This window comes from Streptomyces sp. NPDC058469 (assembly GCF_042721125.1).
In the GTDB taxonomy this organism is placed as follows: domain Bacteria; phylum Actinomycetota; class Actinomycetes; order Streptomycetales; family Streptomycetaceae; genus Streptomyces.
Genome location: NZ_JBHXME010000084.1, coordinates 1 through 22,209, shown reverse-complemented (window position 1 = coordinate 22,209; position 22,209 = coordinate 1). Strand labels below are relative to the sequence as shown.

The window sequence follows — 22,209 nt, the reverse complement described above, 5'->3', positions numbered from 1 at the left end:
CTTTCCGGGGGCTACGCCAGCCTGATCACGTTCCAGGACAGCGGCTCCAGTACGGCGGTAAGGGTGCCGTCCTGGAGGGTGGTGCCCTCGACCTGGTGCGGGGTGACGCGCTCCTGCTCGTCCACGGTGTTCACGGCCTCCGGGTCCGCGTCGGCCAGCGCGCTGTGCTCGACGACCGACGTCAACTCCAGCCTGCTCAGGGCGACTTCGAGCGGCAGCGCCTCGGTCTGGCTGCGGTTGACGGCGAAGACGGTGACCGAGCCGTCCTCGGCGCGCACGGCGGTGGCGTGCAGCAGGTCCGCCTCGCCGTACTTCTTCGTCTCGTAGGTCGGCGAGTCGACGCGTACGTCGAGAACCTCGCCGCGCCCGTACTTCGCCGCCTGCGCGAACGGGAAGAACGTGGTCTGCCGCCAGGCCGGGCCGCCCGGCTCCGTCATGATCGGCGCGATCACGTTGACGAGCTGGGCGAGACAGGCGACCGTCACCCGGTCCGCGTGCCGCAGCAGCGCGATGAGCAATGAGCCGAAGACGACGGCGTCCGTGACGGAGTAGACGTCCTCCAGGATGCGCGGGGCCTCCTGCCAGTCCTCGACCTGGTGCGGGTTGGGCCGACTCTGGTACCAGACGTTCCACTCGTCGAAGGAGAGGTTGATCTTCTTCTTCGACTTCAGGCGGGCACCCACGTGGTCGCAGGTCGCCACCACGTTCTCGATGAAGGACTCGGTGTCGACGGCGGAGGCGAGGAACGAGTCCCGGTCGCCGTCGGACTCCTCGTAATAGGCGTGCAGGGAAACGTAGTCGACGAGGTCGTACGTCTCCTTCAGGACCGTCGCCTCCCACTCGGCGAACGTCTCCATGCCCTGCCCCGAGGAGCCGCACGCGACGAGTTCGAGGTCCGGCTCGATCTGGCGCATGGCGCGGGCGGTCTCGGCGGCGAGCCTGCCGTACTCCTCGGCGGTCTTGTGGCCGGTCTGCCAGGGGCCGTCCATCTCGTTGCCGAGGCACCAGAGGTTGATGCCGAAGGGTGTCTTGTCGCCGTGGGTGATGCGCTGCTCGGAGAGGGTCGTGCCGGAAGGGTGGTTGGCGTACTCCTGGAGTTCCAGGGCCTCGGCGACTCCGCGCGTGCCGAGGTTGATCGCCATCATCGGCTCGGCCTGCGGGCCGAGCTTCTTCAGGAACGCGATGTATTCGGAGAGGCCGAAGCGGTTGGACTCCGTCGAGCGCCAGGCCAGGTCCAGGCGGCGGGGGCGGTCCTCTGCGGGGCCTACCGAGTCCTCCCACTTGTAGCCGGAGACGAAGTTGCCGCCGGGGTAGCGGATGGTGGTGACGCCGAGTTCTCTGACCAGGTCCAGGACGTCTTGGCGGAGGCCCTCTGCGTCTGCGGTGGGGTGGTCCGGTTCGAAGATGCCGGTGTAGACGCAGCGGCCGAGGTGTTCCACGAAGGAGCCGAAGAGGCGGGGGTTGACTTCGCCGACTGTGAAGGCGGGGTCGAGGGTGAAGCGGGCGGTGCGCATGCGGGCCTTTCCGGGTTGAGTTTTGTCTGCGGCTTGTGGGGGCTGGTCGCGCCGTTCCCCGCGCCCCTAAAGGGCGACTGGCCAGCCGGTGGTTGTCCAGCTCAGGGTGTTGAGCCCCAGCTTCGGTGTGCCGTTATCGTCGCCGTCGTAGTAGTGGTATGCCAAGACATCCTTACCTTTGTCTTGGAAGATGGATTCTCCGCCCGGGCCTATGTAGCGGCCGTGGCTTGCGAGGAGTAGGTCTCCGCCGCCCGTCAGCATCGACTTGCCCGTGCTGTCTGCGTACGGGCCCGTTATCGAGGTCGCTCGGCCCACCCTGATCTTGTAGGTGGAGTTGACGCCCGCGCAGCACGCGTCGTAGGACGCGAACAGGTAGTAGTAGCTGCCGTGGTGGACGATGTACGCGCCCTCCACCGCGTACGGCGCGTCCGGGCGGGTCGCCAGGTGGGCGACCGGTGCGCCGGTGATCGCCTTGCCCGTGCCGGGGTTCAGTTCGACCAGGCGGATGCCCGTCCAGTACGAGCCGAACGCCATCCAGAGTCTGCCGTCGGCCTGGATGAGGGCCGGGTCTATGGCGTTCCACTCGTCCGTGGTCTCCGAGGTGAAGGCCTTGCCCTGGTCGGTCCAGGTGCCGGGGAGGCCGGTCGGGGAGGTGGCCACGCCGATCGCGGAGTGGTTGGTGCCCCAGGAGGAGACCGCGTAGTAGAGCCAGTAACGGCCGTCCCGGTAGGAGAGGTCGGGGGCCCAGGGGTCGCCGGTCGAGTTGTACTCGTACCACCAACTCGGGGGCGCGGCGAAGGCGTTGCCCGCGTCGTCCCACTGGACGCGGTCCTTCGAGGTGCGGGCGCCGATCACCCCGCCGGTCGAATAGGCCACGTATCCGCCGGACTTGAGGTGGATGACGGTGGGGTCGTGGATGATCTGCTGGCCGGTGACGGGCTGCGGGTCGGGGTAGGTGACGGCTGCCCCGGCTGTGGTGGGGAGGATCGCGATCGCTGCGGCGGTCAGCAGGGTCGCCAGTCTGAAGCGCTTCAACTCAGCACCTCCAAGGGTGAGTTACTGACCGGCCAGGCCGGTGTGGGCTATGCCCGCCACGATCTGGCGCTGGAAGAAGACGAAGACGATGATCAGCGGCAGGCCTGCCATGAGACCGCCGGCCATGAGCTGGGCCCACTGGATGCCGTAGGAGTTCATGACGGTCGCGATGCCGTTCGGCATGGTCATCAGGTCGGGGTTGTTGGTCACCATGTACGGCCACAGGAAGTTGTTCCAGGAAGCGATGAAGGTGAAGATGCCCACCGCCGCGAGGGAGGGGCGGGACAGGGGGACGACGATGGTGAAGAAGATCCGCCAGCGGCCCGCGCCGTCGATGAAGGCGGCCTCCTCCAGTTCGCGGGGGATGCCCTGGAAGAACTTGTAGAGGATGTAGACCATCGCGGCGGGCGCGCACTGCGGCAGGACCATGCCCCAGTAGGTGTCGACCATCCCCATCTGCTGGACGGTGGTGAAGAGGGGGACGCCGAGGACCGCCGGGGAGATCATCAGGCCCGCCATCACCACGCCCATCAGGACGGACTTGCCCTTGAACTCGGTGCGGGCGAAACCGTATCCGGCGAGCGCGGCGACGGCGACCACGATGGCCGTCACCAGGACCGACACCACAAGGGAGTTGACGAACCAGTCCGTGATGTTGCCGGTCTTCCAGAGCGCCTTCCAGGCCTGGCCCGTCCAGACCTCCGGCAGCCAGTGCGGCGGGATCTCGGCCGCCTCGGCCTCGGACTTGAGCGAGGTGAACAGGGCCGCGGCGATCGGCGCCATGAAGACGGCCGAGACGGCGGCGCCGATCAGCGTGAGGACGATCTGGCTGGGCGTCCAGGGCTTGCGGGGCTTGGTCCGTAGGGGCTTGAGCCGTATCTGGGCGCTGCTCATCGGGTGCCCTCCTCACGGTTGCGCAGCAGTGCCATCCGCGCGAGGGCGACGGCCGCGATGATCACGAAGAAGATGATGGACATCGCGGAGGCGTAGCCCACGCGATAGCTGGTGAAGCCCTGTTCGAGGGTGTACTGGACGAAGGAGCGGGTGCTGAGCTCGGGTCCCGGTCCGAAGTCCATCATCACGACGGCCTGGTCGAAGAGCTGGAGCGAGGCGAGGGCCTGGAGCGCGATCACCAGGCCGGTGATGTGGCGCAGCATCGGCAGCGTGATGTGGACCGTCCGGTGCCAGGCGTTCGCGCCGTCGAGCTTGGCGGCCTCGTAGAGGTGGTCGGGGATGCCCTGGAGCGCGGCGAGGTACAGCAGGAAGCTGAAGCCCACCGTCCACCACAGGGTCTCGATGACGATGGCGAGCATCGCGTAGGACTTGTCGGTCAGCCAGGGTGTGGTGAGGCCGAAGGTCTCGTTGAACAGGCCGATCCCCTGGGTGAACAGCCACTGCCACATGTTGCCCGCGACCGTCGACGGCAGCAGGAACGGCGCGAAGAAGCACAGCCGCCACAGCCACTTTCCGCGCTCGATGTGGTGCGCGAGCATCGCGAGCAGGAAGGCGAGGACGGTGATGCACGGCACGACTAGCAGCGTGAAGTACGCGCTGTGGCCCAGCGCGTCCCACATCGCCCGGTCGTGCAGGGCCTCGCGGTAGTTGTCGAGGCCGACGAAGCTCGCGCCGTCGCCGGAGATGTTGGCGTCCGTGAGGCTGAGGTAGACGCCGCGCAGCAGCGGCCAGATGACGAACAGGGTGAAGAGCGCCAGGAACGGGGCGACGAACCAACCCCCGTGCTGGAAGCCCTGCTTGCGGCGGACGGTCGCGGTGGCGGTGGCGGTCCTCGCCCGCGCCGGTGCGATGACGGTCTGGGCACTGGTCGTCATGCGGCTGCACCTCCCTGCGCGGCGGTCCTGCCGTCCATCGGGTTCTTCGAGGCGAGGAGTTTGGTGAGATGGTTCTTCATCGTCCGTGCCGCGGCGGCCGGCTTGGCGGAGCCCATCGTCGAGGAGACGACGACGGGACCGAGGTCCTGGGCGAGGACGCCGGTGGAGCCCGCGAACCACACCTTCGGCTCGGTGGCCTGGTGGTTCATCGCGGAGACGTACTCGTTCTGCGGGGTGAGCTTCTTGTACGCGGCCGTGGACAGCGTCGGCGTGTACGCGGGGATGTGGCCGCCGGCCGCCCACTGCAGGGCGTGTGTGACGACGTATGCGGCGAGTTCGTGCGCGGCCTCGTTGGTGGCGCCGCCGCGGCCCGCCTGGTGCGGCAGGACGAAGGAGTGCGACTCGGCGTGTGTGGCCCGCCTGCCGAAGACGGGCGGCAGCGGGGTCGCGCCGTAGTCCAGCTCGGCGCCGGAGAAGACCGGCACGGACCAGTTGCCCTCCCAGGTGAAGGGGGCGCCGTTGATGAACTGCTCACCGGTCGGCGCGCCCGGGATGACGTACCCGTCGGTGACGTGCCGGCGGAAGAACTCCAGGACCTGGGTCGCCTTGTCGGCGTCGAAGAGGACCTCGGTGTTGCCGTCGTCGAACCACTTGCCGCCGAGCTGGGTGTAGAAGGCGACGAAGAACCACCACTGGAAGTTCTGGTCGTTGGTCCACAGGCCGATGGTCTGCAGGCCCTTCTTCTGGACCTGCCTGGCCCTCTTCAGGACGTCGAACCACTCGTCGGTGGAGGTGACCGGGATCATCCGGCCGTCGTCGCCGAGCAGGTCCGCCTTCTTCAGCACGTCCTTGCGGTAGAAGCAGAGCTGTACGTGGATGTCGAGCGGCAGGGCGTAGAGCCTGCCGCCGATGACACCGCGGTTCCACAGCGCCGGGTTGTAGTCCGCCTTGTTCACGCCGTACTTGGCGAGGAGGGCCTCGTCCCACGGGTCGAGGAGCCGTCCCGGCGAGAAGCCCGCGACCCGGCCCATGTGCATGACGCCCAGTTCCGGTGCGTGGTTGCCCGCGGCTGCCATGGCGAGTTTGGTGTAGAAGGGGTTGCCCCACTGGAGGGTGGAGTCCTTGACGTCGATGCCGGGGTGTTCCTTGCGGAAGGCGTCCAGCATCGCGATCATGTTGGCGCCGTCGCCGCCGCTGAAGAGGTTCCAGTAGCGCACCCGGGTGTCCGCGCCGGAGGCGAGCGCGTCGGCGCCGGTGCCGAGAGCGGCGAAGGCGAAGCTGCCCGCGACCGCGAGGCCGCCCGCCGTGGCCAGTAGGTGCCTGCGATTCAGGTCAGGTCGTCCCATTGCCTGCCCTTACTGTAGAGATCCTGTCGTGTTCGAAATTCCGAATGCTGCTCGCAACTTCGAACGGGACCGTAAAATCGAAGCGCTTGCGCGTCAATGGGTTGAACACAGTGCACAGTTCATTCGCGGGGGCGATTTCCGGACACAGCGGTCGTTCCCGGTCCCACAACGGCCACCGGATGACATGACGTTGGCAGTTGTGGGCGCGTAACCTCGGACCGGCTTGTGCAGCGGACGGCGGGAAGGGGGAGCGTACGACGTGGTCACGACCTTCCTCGGCGAGCTGTACACGTCCTTCGTGTGGATCCCCACCGCGGTCCTCGGCACCGCCCTCGCACTGAAGCTGCCGGCGATCATCCGGCTGCGGCGGGACCCGCTGTTGCGGGCGGTCGGCGGCCTGCTGCTGTTCGCCTGCGCCCTGTTCGTGTCCGTGACGCCGCCGGTCATCGTCTGGACCAACCGGGTCACCGGTGTGCCCAACTTCTCGGCTCCGTGGGCGTATTCGCTGCTCACGGCGTTCAGCGGGGCCGGGTTACTGCTCATCGTCACCTGGCGCAACGGACTGTCCGACCACTCGAACGTGACCCGGCGCGCCAGACGGTGGGTCATCTCCGTCTACTCGGGCGTGATCGTGGCGCTGTGGGTGCTGTTCGCCCTCGCCGACGTGCCGGTGGAGCGGGTGCGGGACCTGGACACGTACTACGCGAACACGCCATTCATGCGCGAGGAGATCCTGCTCTATCTGCTCGCGCACACCGTGGCCGTACTGATCACCGTACGGCTCATCTGGAACTGGGTCCGCGCGGACGGCCTGCACGGCTGGCTGCGCTGGGGACTGACGTTCCTGGGCGCCGGTTACGCGCTGAGCCTCGTCTTCGATCTCGCCAAACTCACGGCGGTGACGGCCCGTTGGACGGGACACGACCTCGACGCGCTCAGCACGGACGTCGCCCCGTGCGCGGCCTGCCTCGCCGCCGTCCTGACCGCCGTCGGTTTCATCCTGCCGCACACCGGCCAATATCTGCACGACCGCCTGCGCGTGCGCCTGGCCCATCACCAACTCCGGCCGCTCTACGTCCTGATGCGCACCGTCGACGGCGACGGCGTCCCCTTCCTGCTGTGCGCGGCGCCCGAACTGCGCCTGATCCGGCGGGAGACGTACATCCGCGACGTCCTCCTCCCCCTCGCCCGCCACCTCGACGAGGACCTCCGCACCCGCGCCCACCGCGCCGCCCTCCACCTCGGCTGCACACCGCCCCGCGCGAAGGCCCTCGCGGCGGCGGTGGCGATCCTGGACGCCATCGGCTCCGGCCGCGACGCCAGTACCGGCCACCCCGACACCGCCGACCTCCTCCAGGAGATCGGGCCCATCTCCCGCGCCCTGCGCCACCGCGACGCGATCGACGCGGTGCGGGCGGCGGCCCGCTCCACGGACCCCGCCCGCTCCACGCGTCCCACTCCCCCCGCCCATCCCGCGCAGGCGCCCCGCTTCCTGCTTCCGCGGCGACGGTGAGGTGGCTGAGTCGGCGTATGTCCTGGCATATTGCAGCGGTGCGCACGAAGAAGGAGATGCGCCGGTTCGCCGGTGCCCTCATCGATCCCATGCGCGTCCCGGTCCCCGCCGACCCCGAGGCCCTGTTCGACGCGCTGGTCGACTCCGTCACGCGCTGGCGGGGGCGTGAAGTCGTCGTCCGCCGCGAGGTGTTCCCGCCGCACACGGCCAGCGGGCTGTGGCTGGAGGGCGACACCTACGACGTCATCGTCATCGACAAACGGGCCGCCGCCTGGCACCAGATCGTGATCTTCTGCCACGAGGTGTGGCACATGCACCAGCGGACCGCCGACCCCGCGCCCGGACCGACCGCCGACGGCAGCCCCCGGCCCGTCGCCGCCCGTACCGACTTCAGCCTCGCCGACGAACAAGAGGCGGACAGGTTCGGCATGTTGATGAGCGGACGGCTGCGGCCCTGGCTGGAGGCCGCGGCCCAGTCCCCGTCCGGACCGGACTCCGCGCACGACTCCGCCGTGGCCGACGACGGCACACAGCAGGGTGTCGCCGGGCGCATCGGCGCCGCCCTCAACTACCGCGGGACCAGAAAATGAGCAGCCTGATCGACTACCTGAGCTGCGGCCTGCTGTGGCTGGGCGTGCTGGTGAAGGCCCCGGACCTGATACGCCACTGGCACGATCCCTATCTCCGGGTCATCTGCGTACTCCTCGGCCTGGCCGGGACCTGCTTCTTCCTCGGGGCGCCGCCCACCGTCGGCGCGATCAACCACCTCAGCGGCATCCCGAACCTCGCCGCGCCGCTGACCTACGCGTCGGTCACCGCGTACGGCGCCTCCTCGCAGGTCCTGATCGTCTACTGGCGGGGCGGACCGCACGTCCACCGCACCGCCCGCCGCTGGATCGTGGCCTACGCCATCATCCTGGTCGGCATCGCCGTGACGTTCGCGCTGGGCCGCACCCCCGTGGAGCGCCGCACCGACCTGGACACCTACTACGCGACCACGCCGTTCATCGCCGAGATGATCGTGCTGTACCTGGCCGGCCATCTCGCCGCCGTCAGTGTCACGGCGGTGTCGGCGCTGCGCTGGGCGCGGCAGGTGCACGGCTGGCTCCGCACGGGACTGATCACGCTGGGCGTCGGCTCGCTGTGCGGCGCCGGGTACAGCGTGACCAAGTTCGCGGCGGTGATCGCGCGTTGGTGCGGGCGGGACTGGACGAAGCTCGGCACGACCGTCTCGCCGGTCGCCGCCGGACTGGGCGCGGTCCTGACCGTCATCGGCGTCCTGATCCCGCTGACCGGGCCCCGGCTGACCCAGTGGCGCCAGGCCCGGCGGACGTACGCCCGTCTCGAACCGCTGGAACACGAGCTGGCCGAACTCCTCACCCGCCGCGCGCTACGGCTGCCCCGGCCGCGCTGGTCCTCCCCCGACACCCGGCTGGTGTGGCGGCAGACGAGCATCCACAACGCGCTCGGCCACCTGGACGCGTTCTTCGACCGGGCCCTGTACGAGCGGACGTTGGAGACCGCGGCACGCACCACGGGCGACCCGGAACAGGCCGAGGCGACCGCGTGGGCGGCGGTCGTCGCCGCGGCCGTGGTGGAGGAGCGCAGCCACGACCCGCGCCTCGTGCCCGCCGACGAACCGGACCGGCTCCCCGATCCGGCCCCCGGCATCGCCCTTCTCCCGCACATCGCCGACGAGTTGACCCGCTCCCCGCTCGTCGCCGCCGCCCGGGTCCGCACCGGCACGACGGAGGGGAGCACGCGGGCATGAGCCTCATGGTGTACCTCGCCGCCGCCGTCTTCGGGCTGTCCTGCACCGTCCTGCTGCGCCGTCCCCTGCGCGTCCCGCGCGACCCGCTGACCGTGTCCACCTGCGCGGCGATCGTCCTCGGCGCCCTGGCCCTCGTCTGCTCGGCACCGCTGACCCTGGGCACGGTCAACCACCTCACCGGCATCGCCAACTTCGGCGCCCCGCTGACCTACGGCATGCTCTCCGCGTACAGCTGCTCCCTGCTCGTCCTGCTGATCCACTGGCGGGGTGGCTCCCCCGCCCGGATCCGCCGCATGGTCCTGCGCAGCATGGCCGCCTACGGCGCGCTGATCGTGGTCATCGTCGTGCTGTTCACGCTGGCCGACCCGAGCACCGAGCGGCTCACCGACCTCGACACGTACTACGCCAACACGCCGTACATGCGCGAGATGATCGTGCTCTACCTGCTCGGGCACAGCGCGGCCACCCTGGCGCTGTGCACCGTGTGCGTCACCTGGGCCCGGGAGGTGACGGGCCTGCTCAGGACCGGTCTGCAGCTGATCCTCCTCGGCACCCTGCTGGACGTGGTCGGCTTCCAGCTCGTCAAGTACACGGCGCTGGTGGCCCGTTGGTCCGGTCACGACCTGGACTTCCTGTCCACCGGTGTGGCCCCGCCGATGGCCTCGCTGGCCGCCCTGGCCTGTTCCGCCGGCTTCGCCCTGCCGAGGCTGCTGCCCATGGCCCGCGCACACTGGCGCGACCTCAACGACCTGCGCGGGCTGGGGCCGTTGTGGTCGGAGGTCCGCTTCGCGTCCATCGCCCCGAAGCCGCCCAGCGCCCTCAGCCAGCTCCCCCGGATGCGGCTGCACTGGCGCGAAGTCTCCATCCACGACGGCCTGTTGGCACTCACCCCCTACTTCGACGACCGGCTCCGCGAGCGAACCCGTGACGCCGCCCTCCACCAAGGCCGCTCCGCCCACGAGGCCCGGGTGACCGCCGAGGCGGCGATGGTCGCCGACGCCGCCCGCCGCGCCGCCGCCCGCGAGGAACCCTTCATCACCCCGAGCACCTACCGCCTCTACGCCACGGAGGTCTCCGACACGGGGGGCCTGGTCGAGCTGGCGCGGGCACTGGCACGATCACGTCTCGCTGCAGCACCGGCGGAAAGCAAAACGCTGGAGGCCTTGGACAGCACAGGCGACTGAAGTTCCCCAGGGGCGCGGGGAACCGCGCGACCAGCCACGACGCGCCCGCGGTCAAAGAACCGATCCTCACCCCGCAAAAGCAGGCTGCGCCACCCCTTTCCCGGCCCCCGGCACAACCAACAGCGAACCAGCAACAGGATGCGGCGAGTTGAGCCCCACCCGAGCCGTCGTGACGTACAGGTCAGTCAAATCCGCACCCCCGAACGCGCACGCGGTGACCAGCGGGGTCGGCAGCTCAACCACCCGCTCCAGCTCCCCGTCCGGCGTATACCTCCGCACCGCACCCCCGTCCCACAACGCCACCCACACACACCCATCGGCGTCAACGGTGAGCCCGTCAGGGAACCCGGCACCGACCTCGATCTCAGCGAACCGCCGCCGCTTGGTAACGCGCCCGTCCGCGTACTCGAACACATCGATCCGACGCGTGGGCGAGTCGATGTAGTACATCAACCGCCCGTCCGGACTCCACCCCGTCCCGTTGCTCACCGCGACGTCGTCAAGGATCAGCTGCACGGAGCCGTCCCCGGTGACACGGGACAAGGTGCCCCCACAAGCCGCCTCGTCGTACCGCATCGTCCCCACCCACAACGCCCCGTCGGGCGCGACGGCCGCGTCATTCGCCCGCCGCCCGGCAACCGGCTCCCGATGCAACCACCGAAACGCCCCATCGGGATCGACAAGCCCGACCCCGTCCCGGAGATTGAGAACCAGCCCCCCACCGACCCGAGGCTTGGCAGCACCCACATGCTGATCGGTCACCCGAACCGTCCGCCGGCCCGACGCGGGGTCGTACGTGTACACCCGGGACCCGAGGATGTCGATCCAGATCAGCCGCCCCGCCGCCGCATCCCACGTCGGCCCCTCACCGAGCGTCGCCTCGGCCCGTACCGCCACCTCGTACGTCATCCCACGCTCCGGTGCCCGAGTCGCTCCGACAGTTCGGCCGCGCCCTTCGCGGCGAGCTGCTCCAGCTCGACCCGACGCTCGTCGCTCCACCGGATCATGGGAACGGAGATGGACAGCGCGGCGACAACCTGCCCGGCACGGTCCCGGACCGGAGCGGCCACACAGGACACATCCGGATTCGACTCACGACTCTCGACAGCGACCCCCCGCTCCCGGATCTCGGCGAGAGCCTCCCGCAGCGCACCCGGCTCGACGATGCTGTTGGGCGTCATCGCGACCAGCGACACACCGGCGGGGATGCGCGCGGTCAGCTCCGGCTCGGGGAGCGAGGCCAGCAGCATCTTGCCCACGGACGTGCAGTGCGCGGGCAGCCGACGGCCGGCCGCCGACACCATGCGCACCGCGTGCGTGGAGTCGACCTTGGCGATGTAGATGACGTCGGTGCCTTCGAGGATGGCGACATGCACGGTCTCGTCGCAGGTCTCGGCGACGGACCGGGCGACCTGCTGGCCCTCGGCGGCGAGGTCGAGCTGCTCGGCGTATCGGCTCCCGAGCTGGTACGGACGGACTCCGAGCCGGTAACGTCCCGGTTGTCCGGGCACCGGCACGATGTAGGACCGGGCGGCGAGGGTGGTGACCAGTTCGTGCACGGTCGTGCGCGGCAGTTGCAGCTTGCGCACGATGTCGGGGGCGGAGAGCGTCCCGTCCCCGTCGAGGAAGAGCTCGAGAATATCGAGAGCCCGGGTCACGGCAGGTACGAGTCGTCCCACAACCGGCCCCCTTCTTAGATGTCTATGAGTGGATGCGCATGGGTGGCTGTTCGAAATTTCAACTGACGATCGGCATGACGAACACAGGCTAGCCATAGAGGGTTGCACGGGCAATGGTCGCGTGACCATGTGACTACCGACCGGCCCTGGGATCGCCCAGTTCACCACGCAACCGCTGGGCGCGCAGCACCAGTTCGAGCTCGAACCGGCGGTCCGGGTGGTCGATCTCGTCACCCCACAGTTCGCGGATCTGCCGAAGGCGATACCGCACGGTCTGCGGATGCACCCCGAGCCGCGCGGCCACCTCCGGCGCCCCGCCCCGCGTCTCCAGCCAGGCCAGCAGGGTCTCGGCGAGCCGCCGCCGGTGCGTCGGCCCACAGTGCTCAAGCGGCGCGAGACACCGCAGCGCGAGATCGTCGATCAGCTCCTCCGGCTGCAGCAGGACCAGCGCCTCGGTGTGCTCGGTGCAGTACAGAACACCCCCGCCCGGCAACAGCCCCCGCTCCATCAGTCCTACGGCCGCCTCGGCCCAGCGCGCCGACTTCACCGCGTCGGCCAGCGGCACCGGCGGCCCGATCGCGCCGGCCCAGCCGGTCAGCGCCCGGTGCAGCAGCTCGGGCCGGCCGGCGGCATCCGGCTCGGGCACGACCATGCGCGGCTGCTCGTACTCCATGTCGAGCAGGACCTCCTGCCCTACGGCGGGGGCGACGGCCTCGCGGGCCGGGCGCAGCAGGACGCCCACGGCGACCTTGTCGGGCAGCGGCCAGCCGATACGGGCGGCGCGTTCGGAGAGGGCCTCGCCCGGGTCGCCGCGGTGGTGCTCGGCGAGGAGGAGTTCCATGAGCCGCCGCTGAAGGCGCAGCCGCTCCCCCGCCTGCCGTGCGGCGGCCTCCGCGTACCCCCGCACGGACTGGTCGACCAGCCCGTCCAGGTACTCGTAACCCGCGTCGACGAGTGCGTACATCGCGGGCGGCGGGATCTCCACGCGCTGCCCGATCTCGGCCAGCCGGCGCCAGGCGAGCCGTACGCCCATCCGGTAGATCGCCTGGAGCGAGTCGAGGCTGCGGCCGTGCAGGCCCTCACCGCGCCCGAACTCCTGGAAGACGCCCGGCGGTACGGTCGGCCGGCCCTCGGCGGTCTCCAGGTGCTGGACGAAGACCTCGATGGCACGGCGGATGCCGACCAGGGCCATGGATTCGCCCGATTCATCCAGAACCAGGGGCAGTTGGGGGTGCTCACGGCGGATCTCGCGCAGGATCTCCTCGGCGAGCGCTGGTGCCTCGGCCATGGCGATCGCCGCGAACTCCCGCACCTTCAGGAGCGGTACGTCGTGCCACGCCGAGCGCGCGGTCACGGTCGGCGGTGGTGCGGTCGCCGGACGAGCGGTCGCCGGTCGCGCCGCCACGGGGTCAACTCCCCTGGCCCGCTTGCTCGTACGTGACCAGGGGCGTGTTCGGCTGCTCGGGTCTGGCGTCGAGCAGCGCGACGATGCCGAACGCGGCGCCCACGGCGAGGGCGGCGGCCAGAACCACGGTGAGTGCGGCGGCGAGCAGTCTAGACATCGCAGGGTCAGCCTCTCTGTCCTGAGGTCCGTGCGCCCCGCCCCTGCCCGTCGGCCCAGTGTCGGCAGACATTGACACTCCGTCAAGGGGCGCCTACGGTTCCCGGCCCATAGAGCGGCCCGAACTCCGTCACCAACCTTCACTGGAGTGCCCGGATGCGCCGTACGACCTCTCCATTTTCCTTGATCCTGCTGGGACTTGGCACGTTTCTGCTGGTCCTGGCGCCGATGCTGGCGTGGTACGTCGAGCCGCGGGCCGCCGTGACCCCGATCGACATCGACACGACCGCCGTCTACCGGGGCACCGGCAGCTACTTCGACACCGGCGAGTTGCGGACCGTGGACGACCAGCGGATCACCGTCACCCAGCAGGTGCGCGGCGATGTCGCGGACAGCGAGAAGAGCGGGGACGCGGTCTGGGACGTCACCACGACCGTCGACACCGACAAGTCGCTGCCGGCCGCCGATCCGCACGACGCGCTGGAGTTCTTCCCCAACCGCTGGGTCACGGACCGTAAGACCAACAAGCCGGTGCACTGCTGCCACGAGAACCCGTACTTCGAGGGCGACGCCTTCCTGAAGTTCCCCTTCGACGTGCGGAAACAGCCGTACCAGTGGTGGGACAACTCCCTTGGCGCGACGGTGACTTTGCGTTACACGGGGACCAAGAAGGTGCAGGGCTACTCGGGTTACGTCTTCAAGGGCACGGTCCCGGCCACGAAGATCGGCACCCGCCTGGTCCCCGGCAGCCTCGTCGACCAGCCGGGCTCCCCCCAGATACTGGCCGAGGAGTGGTACTCCAACCACGGCATCGAGCTGATCGTCGACCAGCGCACCGGCCGGGTGATCTACGCCCAGACCGGCCCCCGCCGCACCCTGCGTGCCCCCGGCCACGCCTACGACTCGGTCCTCCTCCTGGACGCCGACAAGCTCGCGTTCACCACGGCCACGCAGCGGGAACAGGTCAGACTGGCGAAGCAGGAGAGCGGCCAACTGCGCCTGGTGGGGCAGTCGTTGCCGATCGGTACCGCTGTGGCCGGATTCGTCCTCGCCGTGGCGGGTGGCGTTTTGGTGCTACGAGGCCGCCGGCGCCCGGAATCCGCCACTTCACCCGAGTATCCACCCACGATGTGACGTGACGTCAGTTCTAATAACCCCGAAAATTGTCATGCGGGTGAGTAGCCGTCAGGAACGCCGGGGCGAAAACTGTCCACCCCACCCCGGCACAGCCCACCCACAGAACTCCGCACCGCGCCCCGCCCTTCCCGCCCTCACCCCGCAGAGTTCCGCACCCTGAGACGAGTTGGAGCACCCATGCCCCAGCACGTGCCCTACTCTCCCCCACCCTCGAATTCACTCGGGCGGGGGGACCCCCACCGCACCACGCTTCCCCTGGTCGCGCAGCATGCCCCGGCGCCGGTGCCGCAACCGCGCCGAATCGTCTTCCTCGCCCACCGGGACCTCGACAATCCCCAGGCCGGCGGTTCCGAACTCCTCGTGGACAGACTCGCCGACGGCCTGACCCGACTGGGCCACCAGGTAACTCTGTTGTGCGGCGGCCCGGCCGCCTATCGCGACTACCGCGTCATCTCGGCGGGCGGTGCCTACGGCCATTTCCTGCGCGCCCGTACCGCCTTCACCCAACAGATCGGCGACTGCGACCTGTTGGTCGAGGTGTGCAACGGCATGCCGTACTTCGCGCCCGTGTGGCATCACGGCCCGACCCTGTGCCTGGTCAACCACGTCCACACGGACCTGTGGAAGATGCGGTTCGGCGGGCCGATGGCACCGGCCGCGCGGATCGGCCGAAGACTCGAACACTGGGCGCTCACCGGGGCGCAGCATCGTGGCCTGCTGGTCGCGGTCTCGCCCTCGACCGCGCACGCGCTGCGCGGGATCGGCGTCGAGCGGGACCGGATCCGGGTCGTGCACAACGGAGTTGAGGAACCGGGGCCGCGTGCCGACCGTTCCATCGAGCCGCTCTTCGTGGCGGTGGGGCGACTGGTCGAGTACAAGCGGATCGATCTGCTGCTGCGGCTGTGGGAGCGGGTACGTCCCGTTACCGGCGGGCGGCTTCTGATCGTCGGGGACGGCCCTGAGCGCGGGCGTCTTGAGCAACTCGCGGGCCCGGGTGTGGAGTTCACCGGGCACGTCTCGGAGGCGCGGAAACACGAACTGCTCTGTGCGGCCTGGCTGTTGTTGCATCCTTCCGCGTTGGAGGGGTGGGGCCTGGTGGTGACGGAGGCTGCGGCTCGCGAGACGCCGGCGATCGCGTTTGACGTGCCTGGGCTGCGGGACTCGGTCGTTGACGGCGAGACCGGCGTACTGGCCCAAGGCGAGTCCTCCTTCGCCGCCGCCTGGTGCACGTTGGCTCTGTCCGGGGAGCGGCGTGAGGTGATGGGCAAGGCGGCGCGTGACCTCGCGGCGCGCTACCGGTGGCACCGAACTGTCAGACAGTTTCGTGCGGTTGCCGCTGAGGCGGTGAGGGGCTGGGGGTCGTGACGCCTAAGCGCCGTTTCGGTGAGTTCCGTGGGCGACTGCAGGGCCGTCGTGGCTGGTCGCGCCCCGCGGCGGAGCCGCATATCGATACAGCCCCGCGCCCCTTGAGGGGCCCTTCACCTCGCCGGGGTTTCAAGGATCCCTCTCTCCGGCGCTCCCTCGCCCTGTTTCGCGCCTTCCTGCATGAACAGGACGACCCGGAGTTCTGCTACTCGCTGCTTGCCCGTGATGCCGCCGACCAAGTCGAGGCCTACGACGGTCCCGTCGTCGGTCGTACCGTCGTGGATGTCGGCGGCGGCAGCGGGTACTTCACCGAGGAGTTTCGGCGGCGCGGCGCCCACGCCTATCTCTTCGAGCCGGACGTAAGGGAGTTGGGGCGTAAGCCGACGGACGGGACCGTGATCGCCGACGGCTATCTGCTGCCTCTGTCCGACGGGGTCGCGGACGTGACCTTCTCCTCCAACGTCCTTGAGCATGTGGCCGATCCGCAGACGTTTCTCAGTGAGCTGACTCGGGTGACCCGGCCCGGTGGGCTGATCTATGTGTCGTTCACCAACTGGCTGTCCCCGTGGGGCGGTCACGAGTGGGCGCCCTGGCACTACCTCGGCGCCGAACGGGCCCGCGCCCGCTACCGGCGCCGTACCGGAAAGCCGGCCAAGCACACCCTCGGCGAGAACCTGTTCGCCGTGCACATCGGCGCCACCCTGCGGCAGGTCCGCGCCCGCGATGACGTCATGGTCGTCGCGGCGCGCTCCCGCTACTGGCCCTTCCTGGACCGAGCCGTCGTCAAGGCGCCCGGGATAAGGGAGTTGGCCACCTGGAACCTCCTCCTCATCCTCCGGCGGTGTCCACCATGACGGCGACCACGGTCCAGGCCCCGCCCCCGGCGGCCGACCCCACCACCACGACCATCGCGGGCCCCCCGGAGGGCCCGAGGTCATGGCGCTGGCTGCTGGGGTTCTGGGCCGTGGTGTTCGTGCTGTTCCTCGCCGTGCACCCGGGCCGGCAGACCTTCGACACCAAGCTCGGCGTCACCGTCGATCCCGGCCAATTCCTGTCCGACCTGGGCCAGTTGTGGCACGACCGGGGTTCGTTCGGCGGCATCCAGGACCAGTACGCGGGCTACCTCTGGCCGATGCTCCCGTTCTACTGGCTGGCCCACGCCGTACATCTGCCGGTCTGGCTGGCGGAACGCCTCTGGCTGTCCCTGATCATCTCGGTCGCCTTCTGGGGCGCCCTGCGCCTGGCCGAACGGCTGCGCGTCGGCAGTCCCGCGTCCCGCCTCCTGGCCGCCGTGACCTACGCGTTGTGGCCGGTGTTCACGATCGTCGTGGGCTCGACGTCCGCAGCCGCGCTTCCGGGGGCCTTCCTCCCGTGGGTCCTGCTGCCGCTGACCAACGAGCGCTACACGGCCCGGATCGCGGCCCTGCGGTCGGCGTTGATCGTCCCGTTCATGGGCGGCGTGAACGCGGCGGCGACGCTCGCCTCGCTCCTCCCCGTCGGCCTGTATCTGCTCTCCCGCCCATCGGGTCCAAGGCAGCGCAAGCTGATCGCGTGGTGGGTGCCGGGGGTGATCCTGGCGACGGCATGGTGGTGGATCCCGCTCCTCATGCTCGGCGTCTACGGCGAGAACTTCCTTCCCTACGTGGAGACTTCACAGACCACGACCGACACCATGTCGGCGACGGAGGGCCTGCGCGGAGCCGGTGACTGGGTCGCCTATCTGCACCTCGGGGAGGCCTGGATACCGGCCGGCTGGACGGTCGCTTCCTCGGTGATCGTGATCGTCTGCTCGGCACTCGCGGCGGGACTCGGCCTCGCCGGGCTGGCCAGACGGGACATGCCGGAACGGCGCTGGCTGGTACTGACCGCCGTGACGGTCGCACTGATCCTGTTCGCCGGATACGGCGGCGCGTTCGGCGCGCCCTTCCACGGGCTGGTGCAGGACTGGCTGAACGGGCCTTTGGTCCCCTTCCGCAACATCTACAAGTTCCAGGCGGGCCTGGCCCTCGCACTGGTCCTCGGCCTGGCCCACCTGGTGGGCGTGGCGGCCGAGCCACGCGGAGCCCGCGAGGTCCCGGGCCGCCGGCTCGCCCCGCTGATCGCGGTGATCCTCGTGCTCCCCGGCCTGGCCTGGCCGTATCTCAACGGGTCGATCCTGAACCCGGGTTCGTTCCAGCAGCTCCCCAAGTACTGGCAGTCCACGGCGGACTGGCTGCACAAGTACTCCCCCGACTCCCGCGCCCTGGTCGTCCCGGCGACCGCGCACGGCATCTACACCTGGGGCTCCCCCATCGACGAGCCCCTCGACGTCCTCGCCAACTCCCGCTGGGCGGAACGCGATTACGTCCCGATGGGCACCCCCGGCAACCGCCGAGCGATGGACGCGGTGGAACAGGCCCTGGCCAGCGGCAGCGAAGTCCCGGGCCTGGCCGACTACTTGAGCCGGGCGGGCATCTACTACGTCGTCGTACGCAACGACCTCGACCCCGACCAGATCGGCTACGTCCCGACGACCACCGTCAAACGCACCCTGGAGCAGTCCGGCTACCAACGGGTGACGGGCCTGGGCCCGATCATGACCGGCGGCCGGATCGCCAACGACACCCCGCTCCAGGTAGAGGGCCTGTACCCGCGCCAGCGGGCGGTGGAGATCTACGAACCGACGAGCAAGGACGTACAACGCCCCGGCCAGGCGGCCCTGACGCCGGTGGCCGACACGGCGGTGGTCTCGGGCGGCCCGGAGTCCCTACTCCCCCTCGCCACCGAACTCCGGGGAAGGGCAACGGTGTTGACGGGTGACAACCACCCGGGCCTGGGCTCCCCCTCCCTCCAGATACTCGGCGACGGTCTACGCCGAGCAGACACCAGATTCGGCTTGGTGGACGCCAACACGTCGTACACATACACCCCCGCCGAACGCAACGCGCCCGACGCGGTCCAGGACGCCGGCAAGAAACCGAAACAGATCCTGCCGACGAAGGGCATCGCCCACCAGACGGTGGCGCAGCTGCGCGGCGCCCGCTCGGTGACGGCGTCCTCCAGCGGCAACTGGCTGTTCTCCCTGCCTCAGTTCGACCCGGTGAACGCCTTCGACGGCAACCCCGACACCGCGTGGGCGGAGGGCGCGGCGGGCTCAGCGAACGGCCAGTGGCTGCGCATCGCCTTCGCGGGCGGGTCGTACGACATGCCAGGTTCGTTCAAGGTCACACCGCTTCCGCAGGAGAGCGTGCGGGCGGCGGCGACGGAGGTGAGGGTAGAGACGGCGAAGGGAACCGCAACCAGCCACCTCCAGCCGAGCGGCATGCCCCAGACGATCAAATCCCCACCGGGCGCGACGGGTTGGATGAAGCTGACGATCGTCGACTCAGTGGCCCGCCACACCGGCTTGACCGGCGCGGGCTTCTCCGAGATCGCCCTCCCGCACATCCAGGTCACCCGACTCCTCAAGCTCCCCACCGACGCAAACACGACCGACGCGTCCGCCGAGATCATCTCCCTGCACCGCACGGCCGACCCGACGGGCCTCTCCCCGACGGGCACGGAGGCGGGCCTGCACCGCACGTTCTCGACGTCGACGGCGGGAACGTACGAGATGAAGGCGAGCGCGGTGGCAACGCCCGGCGAGGAGTTGGACAAACTCCTCTACGAGGTGGCCCCCGCGCAACAGCACCGCATCACGGCGACGGCGGACTCCACGGCGGCACTGGGCACGGGTCTCTCCGCCCGCAACCTGACGGACGGCGACCTGACGACGGGCTGGATCGCGGGCGACCGCCCAACGATCCACCTCACCTGGACCGGCAAACAGCCGGTGGGCGAAGTGGTGTTGGCCCCCGCGGGCGGCCTGTCGACCCGCCCGACCGAGGTGGACATCACGTCACCGGACGGTTCGACGATCGCCGGCGTGGACGAGAACGGCGTGGCCCGCTTCGACCCGATCACCACGGACCACCTGAACATCACGATCACGAAGACGGCCCCCCTGACCCTCCACAACCCGATAGCGGACGACAGCCTCCAACTACCGGTAGGCCTGACGGAGGCCTACATCCCGGCCCTGGACCAGTACCGCACCCCCCAACCGAACCCGTCCCGCCCCTTCACCCTGCCCTGCGGAAAGGGCCCGGTGGTGGCGGTGGACGGCGAGTTGTACGGAACAAGCGTGAAGGGGACGGTGGGCGACCTGACGGAACGGCGGGAGGTGGAGGTGACACTCTGTCAACAGGGCCGGGGTGGCACCGACTTGGAGCTGACGTCGGGAGCACACAGGGTGGAGGCGGGAGACGCGGGCCCGCTGACCCTCACGGACGTGACGCTGACCCGGGGAACGATCACCGAACCCACCGCACAGTCCCGCGAGTTGACGATCCAGGACTGGCTGGGCGACCGCCGAGAGGCGGCGGTCGCCTCAGGCGCAGCCTCGTACCTCACCACGTACGAGAACTACAACACCGGCTGGAAAGCCACCCTGAACGGCAAGGAGTTGTCCTCGGTACGCCTGGACGGCTGGCAACAGGGCTGGCGCATCCCGTCAGGCGCAGGCGGCACGATCAAACTCTCCTACGAACCGGCGACAACCTACGAGGCCGGTCTGATCGGCAGTGGAGCCGCACTGGCCATCCTGCTGTCCCTGGTGATCTGGCGCCGCCACGAACCCAACCCCGACGAGGTCCAACCACCCCCACCACTACCCGGCGTGTGGCTGGGCACGGTGGCACTGACGCTGGTCGGAGTGGTGATAGCGGGCTGGTTCGCCCTTCTGATCCCGGCCCTGGCACTCCTGGCCCACCGCCGCCACGCACTCCTGGTACCGATCGCGTTCGCGGCACTGGCGGGGGCGGGTATCGCGGCGGCGACGGGAGCGGGGGAACCGGTAGGCGCAGGCGAGGGACCATTCAGCCGCGTGGCCCAACTCCTCGCGCTGATCGGCTTGTTCGCGGGTCTGGTGAGCGTACGGGAGGGGAGCGATCCAGGGTCAGGGCCGGGCGCCCCGGACTCAACGCTGGTACTACCACCGTTCAGGACGACGGAAGCGCCCCCACCGCCGTCGCCGGGCCAACTGCCTCAGCGGGAGCGCGGGACGAGCGCACTGGGCGAAAGAACGGGGGCCGAGGAGAGGCCAGAGGCAGTGGAGTCAGGCCCGACGATCTCCGCCCGGGCCCCGGGCCACCAGGACCTCGACACTCCGACCACCCGCACCCCGTTCCACAGGCGAGCCTCACGGCCACCGGCACCAGAAGGCGCTCCCGAAGGAGCACGGGAAACGGCGCGACCAGCCCCCACCGAGCCCGCAGACGACAACAACCAGACGCCCCACAGCACCAACCCGACAGGGCCACGGGGAACGGCGCGCTCAACCCCCACCGACCCGGAGGCCGACAACAACCAGACGCCGCACGGCGACAACCCCATAGGGGCGCGGGGAACGGCGCACTCAACCCCCACCGAACCGAAGGCCGACAACGCCCCCACGCCCCACGGCGCCAACCCGACAGGGGCGCGGGGAACGGCGCACTCAACCCCCACCGGACCGGAGGACGGCAACGCCCCGACGCCGTACGGCGCCAACCCGACAGGGGCGCGGGGAACTGCGCGACCAGCCCCCACCGACCCGCACCCAAGGGACGACCCAGAATGACCGCACTCGACCACCCCGCCCGCGCCGGAAACAACCCCCGCATCCCCTTCCCCACGGTCGACGAAATCGCCCGCCACTGCAGCCAGACCGCCGAACCGGAAACCGTCCACATAGAGGTCCACCTCCCGGGCCCCCTAAACCCGGAACGGCTCCGCACCGCATTCGCAGAAGCCCTCCACCACCACCCCCGCATCCTCATGCGCGAGGCCCCCGGCCCCTGGTACCGCCGCCGCTACGAATGGGAGTTGACCAAAACCCCGGACATAGAGGCAGTGACCTTCCCACCCCCCACAAGAGACGCCCTCGCCCAAGCCCGCACCCGCTCCCTGACCCACACCCCACCCCTGACCGCATCCCCACCGATCCGCCTGGAAGCAGTCCCCCTCCCCCAAGAAACCGGCACAACCACAGGCACCCCCACCCGCACCGTCCTCATCCTCACCGTCAACCACACCGCCCTGGACGGCCCCGCCTGCCTCCGCATCCTCGCCACCGCAGCGGAGCGCTACGGCGGCAGGGACAACCCCCCGACCGCCCCGCCCCCCCCGCCCCCCCCCCCCCGCCCGGGCCCCCCCGGCGCCCCCCCGCGGGCGGGGGGGCCCCCGCCGCCGCCGGGGGGCGCGGCGGCGGCGGCGCC

Annotated in this window: 17 protein-coding genes and 1 pseudogene; 9 read left to right on the top strand and 9 right to left on the bottom strand. The window is 69.9% G+C overall.

Annotated features, from left to right (window positions below):
* Nucleotides 1–11 precede the first annotated feature (11 nt).
* The 5 genes from ACFWP5_RS30405 to ACFWP5_RS30385 all read right to left on the bottom strand — a co-directional run bounded on the left by ACFWP5_RS30405 (nt 12) and on the right by ACFWP5_RS30385 (nt 5,724).
* Nucleotides 12–1,514 (bottom strand): alpha-N-arabinofuranosidase, encoded by a 1,503-nt coding sequence (locus tag ACFWP5_RS30405; RefSeq protein ID WP_384163459.1) that lies wholly within the window; start codon nt 1,512–1,514, stop codon nt 12–14.
* Between the two features lie 66 nt (nt 1,515–1,580).
* On the bottom strand, nt 1,581–2,549 hold the full coding sequence (locus tag ACFWP5_RS30400; RefSeq protein WP_384163456.1) for an arabinan endo-1,5-alpha-L-arabinosidase: 969 nt from the start codon (nt 2,547–2,549) through the stop codon (nt 1,581–1,583).
* Nucleotides 2,550–2,570: 21 nt separating this feature from the next.
* The gene (locus ACFWP5_RS30395; RefSeq protein ID WP_384163453.1) at nt 2,571–3,443 is read right to left on the bottom strand and encodes a carbohydrate ABC transporter permease; all 873 of its coding nucleotides are present in this window, start codon (nt 3,441–3,443) and stop codon (nt 2,571–2,573) included.
* A complete protein-coding gene (locus ACFWP5_RS30390) occupies nt 3,440–4,378 on the bottom strand; it encodes a carbohydrate ABC transporter permease (protein WP_384163450.1) in 939 nt (312 codons plus the stop codon). The genes ACFWP5_RS30395 and ACFWP5_RS30390 overlap by 4 nt, the downstream gene beginning before the upstream one ends.
* Entirely contained in the window at nt 4,375–5,724 is a 1,350-nt protein-coding gene (locus tag ACFWP5_RS30385; protein WP_384163447.1) for an extracellular solute-binding protein, read from the bottom strand. Before ACFWP5_RS30385 ends, ACFWP5_RS30390 begins: the two co-directional genes overlap by 4 nt.
* A 259-nt stretch (nt 5,725–5,983) precedes the next feature.
* Here ACFWP5_RS30385 and ACFWP5_RS30380 point away from each other — a divergent pair, with 259 nt between their 5' ends.
* From ACFWP5_RS30380 to ACFWP5_RS30365, 4 genes are read left to right on the top strand one after another with little or no spacing between them, the layout of a single operon-like run.
* Nucleotides 5,984–7,237: a DUF6545 domain-containing protein gene (locus ACFWP5_RS30380; protein WP_384163444.1), complete on the top strand. Its 1,254-nt coding sequence runs from the start codon at nt 5,984–5,986 to the stop codon at nt 7,235–7,237.
* Between the two features lie 38 nt (nt 7,238–7,275).
* Nucleotides 7,276–7,827, top strand: coding sequence for a toxin (locus ACFWP5_RS30375; RefSeq protein WP_384163441.1), 552 nt, complete (start codon nt 7,276–7,278; stop codon nt 7,825–7,827).
* Complete coding sequence (locus ACFWP5_RS30370; RefSeq protein WP_384163438.1) at nt 7,824–9,008, top strand: MAB_1171c family putative transporter; 1,185 nt, start codon at nt 7,824–7,826, stop codon at nt 9,006–9,008. The genes ACFWP5_RS30375 and ACFWP5_RS30370 overlap by 4 nt, the downstream gene beginning before the upstream one ends.
* Nucleotides 9,005–10,192, top strand: a complete 1,188-nt coding sequence (locus tag ACFWP5_RS30365; RefSeq protein WP_384163435.1) for an MAB_1171c family putative transporter — start codon at nt 9,005–9,007, stop codon at nt 10,190–10,192. The genes ACFWP5_RS30370 and ACFWP5_RS30365 overlap by 4 nt, the downstream gene beginning before the upstream one ends.
* Nucleotides 10,193–10,258: 66 nt before the next feature.
* On the opposite strand, the gene ACFWP5_RS30360 is transcribed toward ACFWP5_RS30365, so the two are convergent.
* From ACFWP5_RS30360 to ACFWP5_RS30345, 4 genes are all read right to left on the bottom strand, one after another.
* Nucleotides 10,259–11,101, bottom strand: coding sequence for an SMP-30/gluconolactonase/LRE family protein (locus ACFWP5_RS30360; protein ID WP_384163432.1), 843 nt, complete (start codon nt 11,099–11,101; stop codon nt 10,259–10,261).
* Nucleotides 11,098–11,871 (bottom strand): IclR family transcriptional regulator, encoded by a 774-nt coding sequence (locus tag ACFWP5_RS30355; protein ID WP_384163429.1) that lies wholly within the window; start codon nt 11,869–11,871, stop codon nt 11,098–11,100. The genes ACFWP5_RS30360 and ACFWP5_RS30355 overlap by 4 nt, the downstream gene beginning before the upstream one ends.
* Before the next feature lie 133 nt (nt 11,872–12,004).
* Entirely contained in the window at nt 12,005–13,276 is a 1,272-nt protein-coding gene (locus tag ACFWP5_RS30350) for a helix-turn-helix domain-containing protein (protein ID WP_384163426.1), read from the bottom strand.
* A gap of 4 nt (nt 13,277–13,280) precedes the next feature.
* On the bottom strand, nt 13,281–13,433 hold the full coding sequence (locus tag ACFWP5_RS30345; RefSeq protein ID WP_384163423.1) for a hypothetical protein: 153 nt from the start codon (nt 13,431–13,433) through the stop codon (nt 13,281–13,283).
* Nucleotides 13,434–13,588: 155 nt separating this feature from the next.
* Here ACFWP5_RS30345 and ACFWP5_RS30340 point away from each other — a divergent pair, with 155 nt between their 5' ends.
* From ACFWP5_RS30340 to ACFWP5_RS30320, 5 genes and pseudogenes are all read left to right on the top strand, one after another.
* Nucleotides 13,589–14,566: a DUF3068 domain-containing protein gene (locus ACFWP5_RS30340; RefSeq protein ID WP_384163421.1), complete on the top strand. Its 978-nt coding sequence runs from the start codon at nt 13,589–13,591 to the stop codon at nt 14,564–14,566.
* 180 nt (nt 14,567–14,746) lie between these two features.
* Nucleotides 14,747–15,934 carry a glycosyltransferase family 4 protein gene (locus ACFWP5_RS30335; RefSeq protein WP_384163418.1) on the top strand — a complete coding sequence of 396 codons (1,188 nt, stop codon included), beginning with the start codon at nt 14,747–14,749 and terminating at the stop codon, nt 15,932–15,934.
* A gap of 101 nt (nt 15,935–16,035) precedes the next feature.
* Nucleotides 16,036–16,788: a class I SAM-dependent methyltransferase gene (locus tag ACFWP5_RS30330; protein WP_384163415.1), complete on the top strand. Its 753-nt coding sequence runs from the start codon at nt 16,036–16,038 to the stop codon at nt 16,786–16,788.
* Entirely contained in the window at nt 16,785–21,572 is a 4,788-nt protein-coding gene (locus ACFWP5_RS30325; protein ID WP_384163507.1) for an alpha-(1->3)-arabinofuranosyltransferase family protein, read from the top strand. Before ACFWP5_RS30330 ends, ACFWP5_RS30325 begins: the two co-directional genes overlap by 4 nt.
* A pseudogene (locus ACFWP5_RS30320) lies at nt 21,569–22,209 on the top strand (condensation protein); the annotation flags it as partial. The gene ACFWP5_RS30325 and the pseudogene ACFWP5_RS30320, both read left to right, overlap by 4 nt.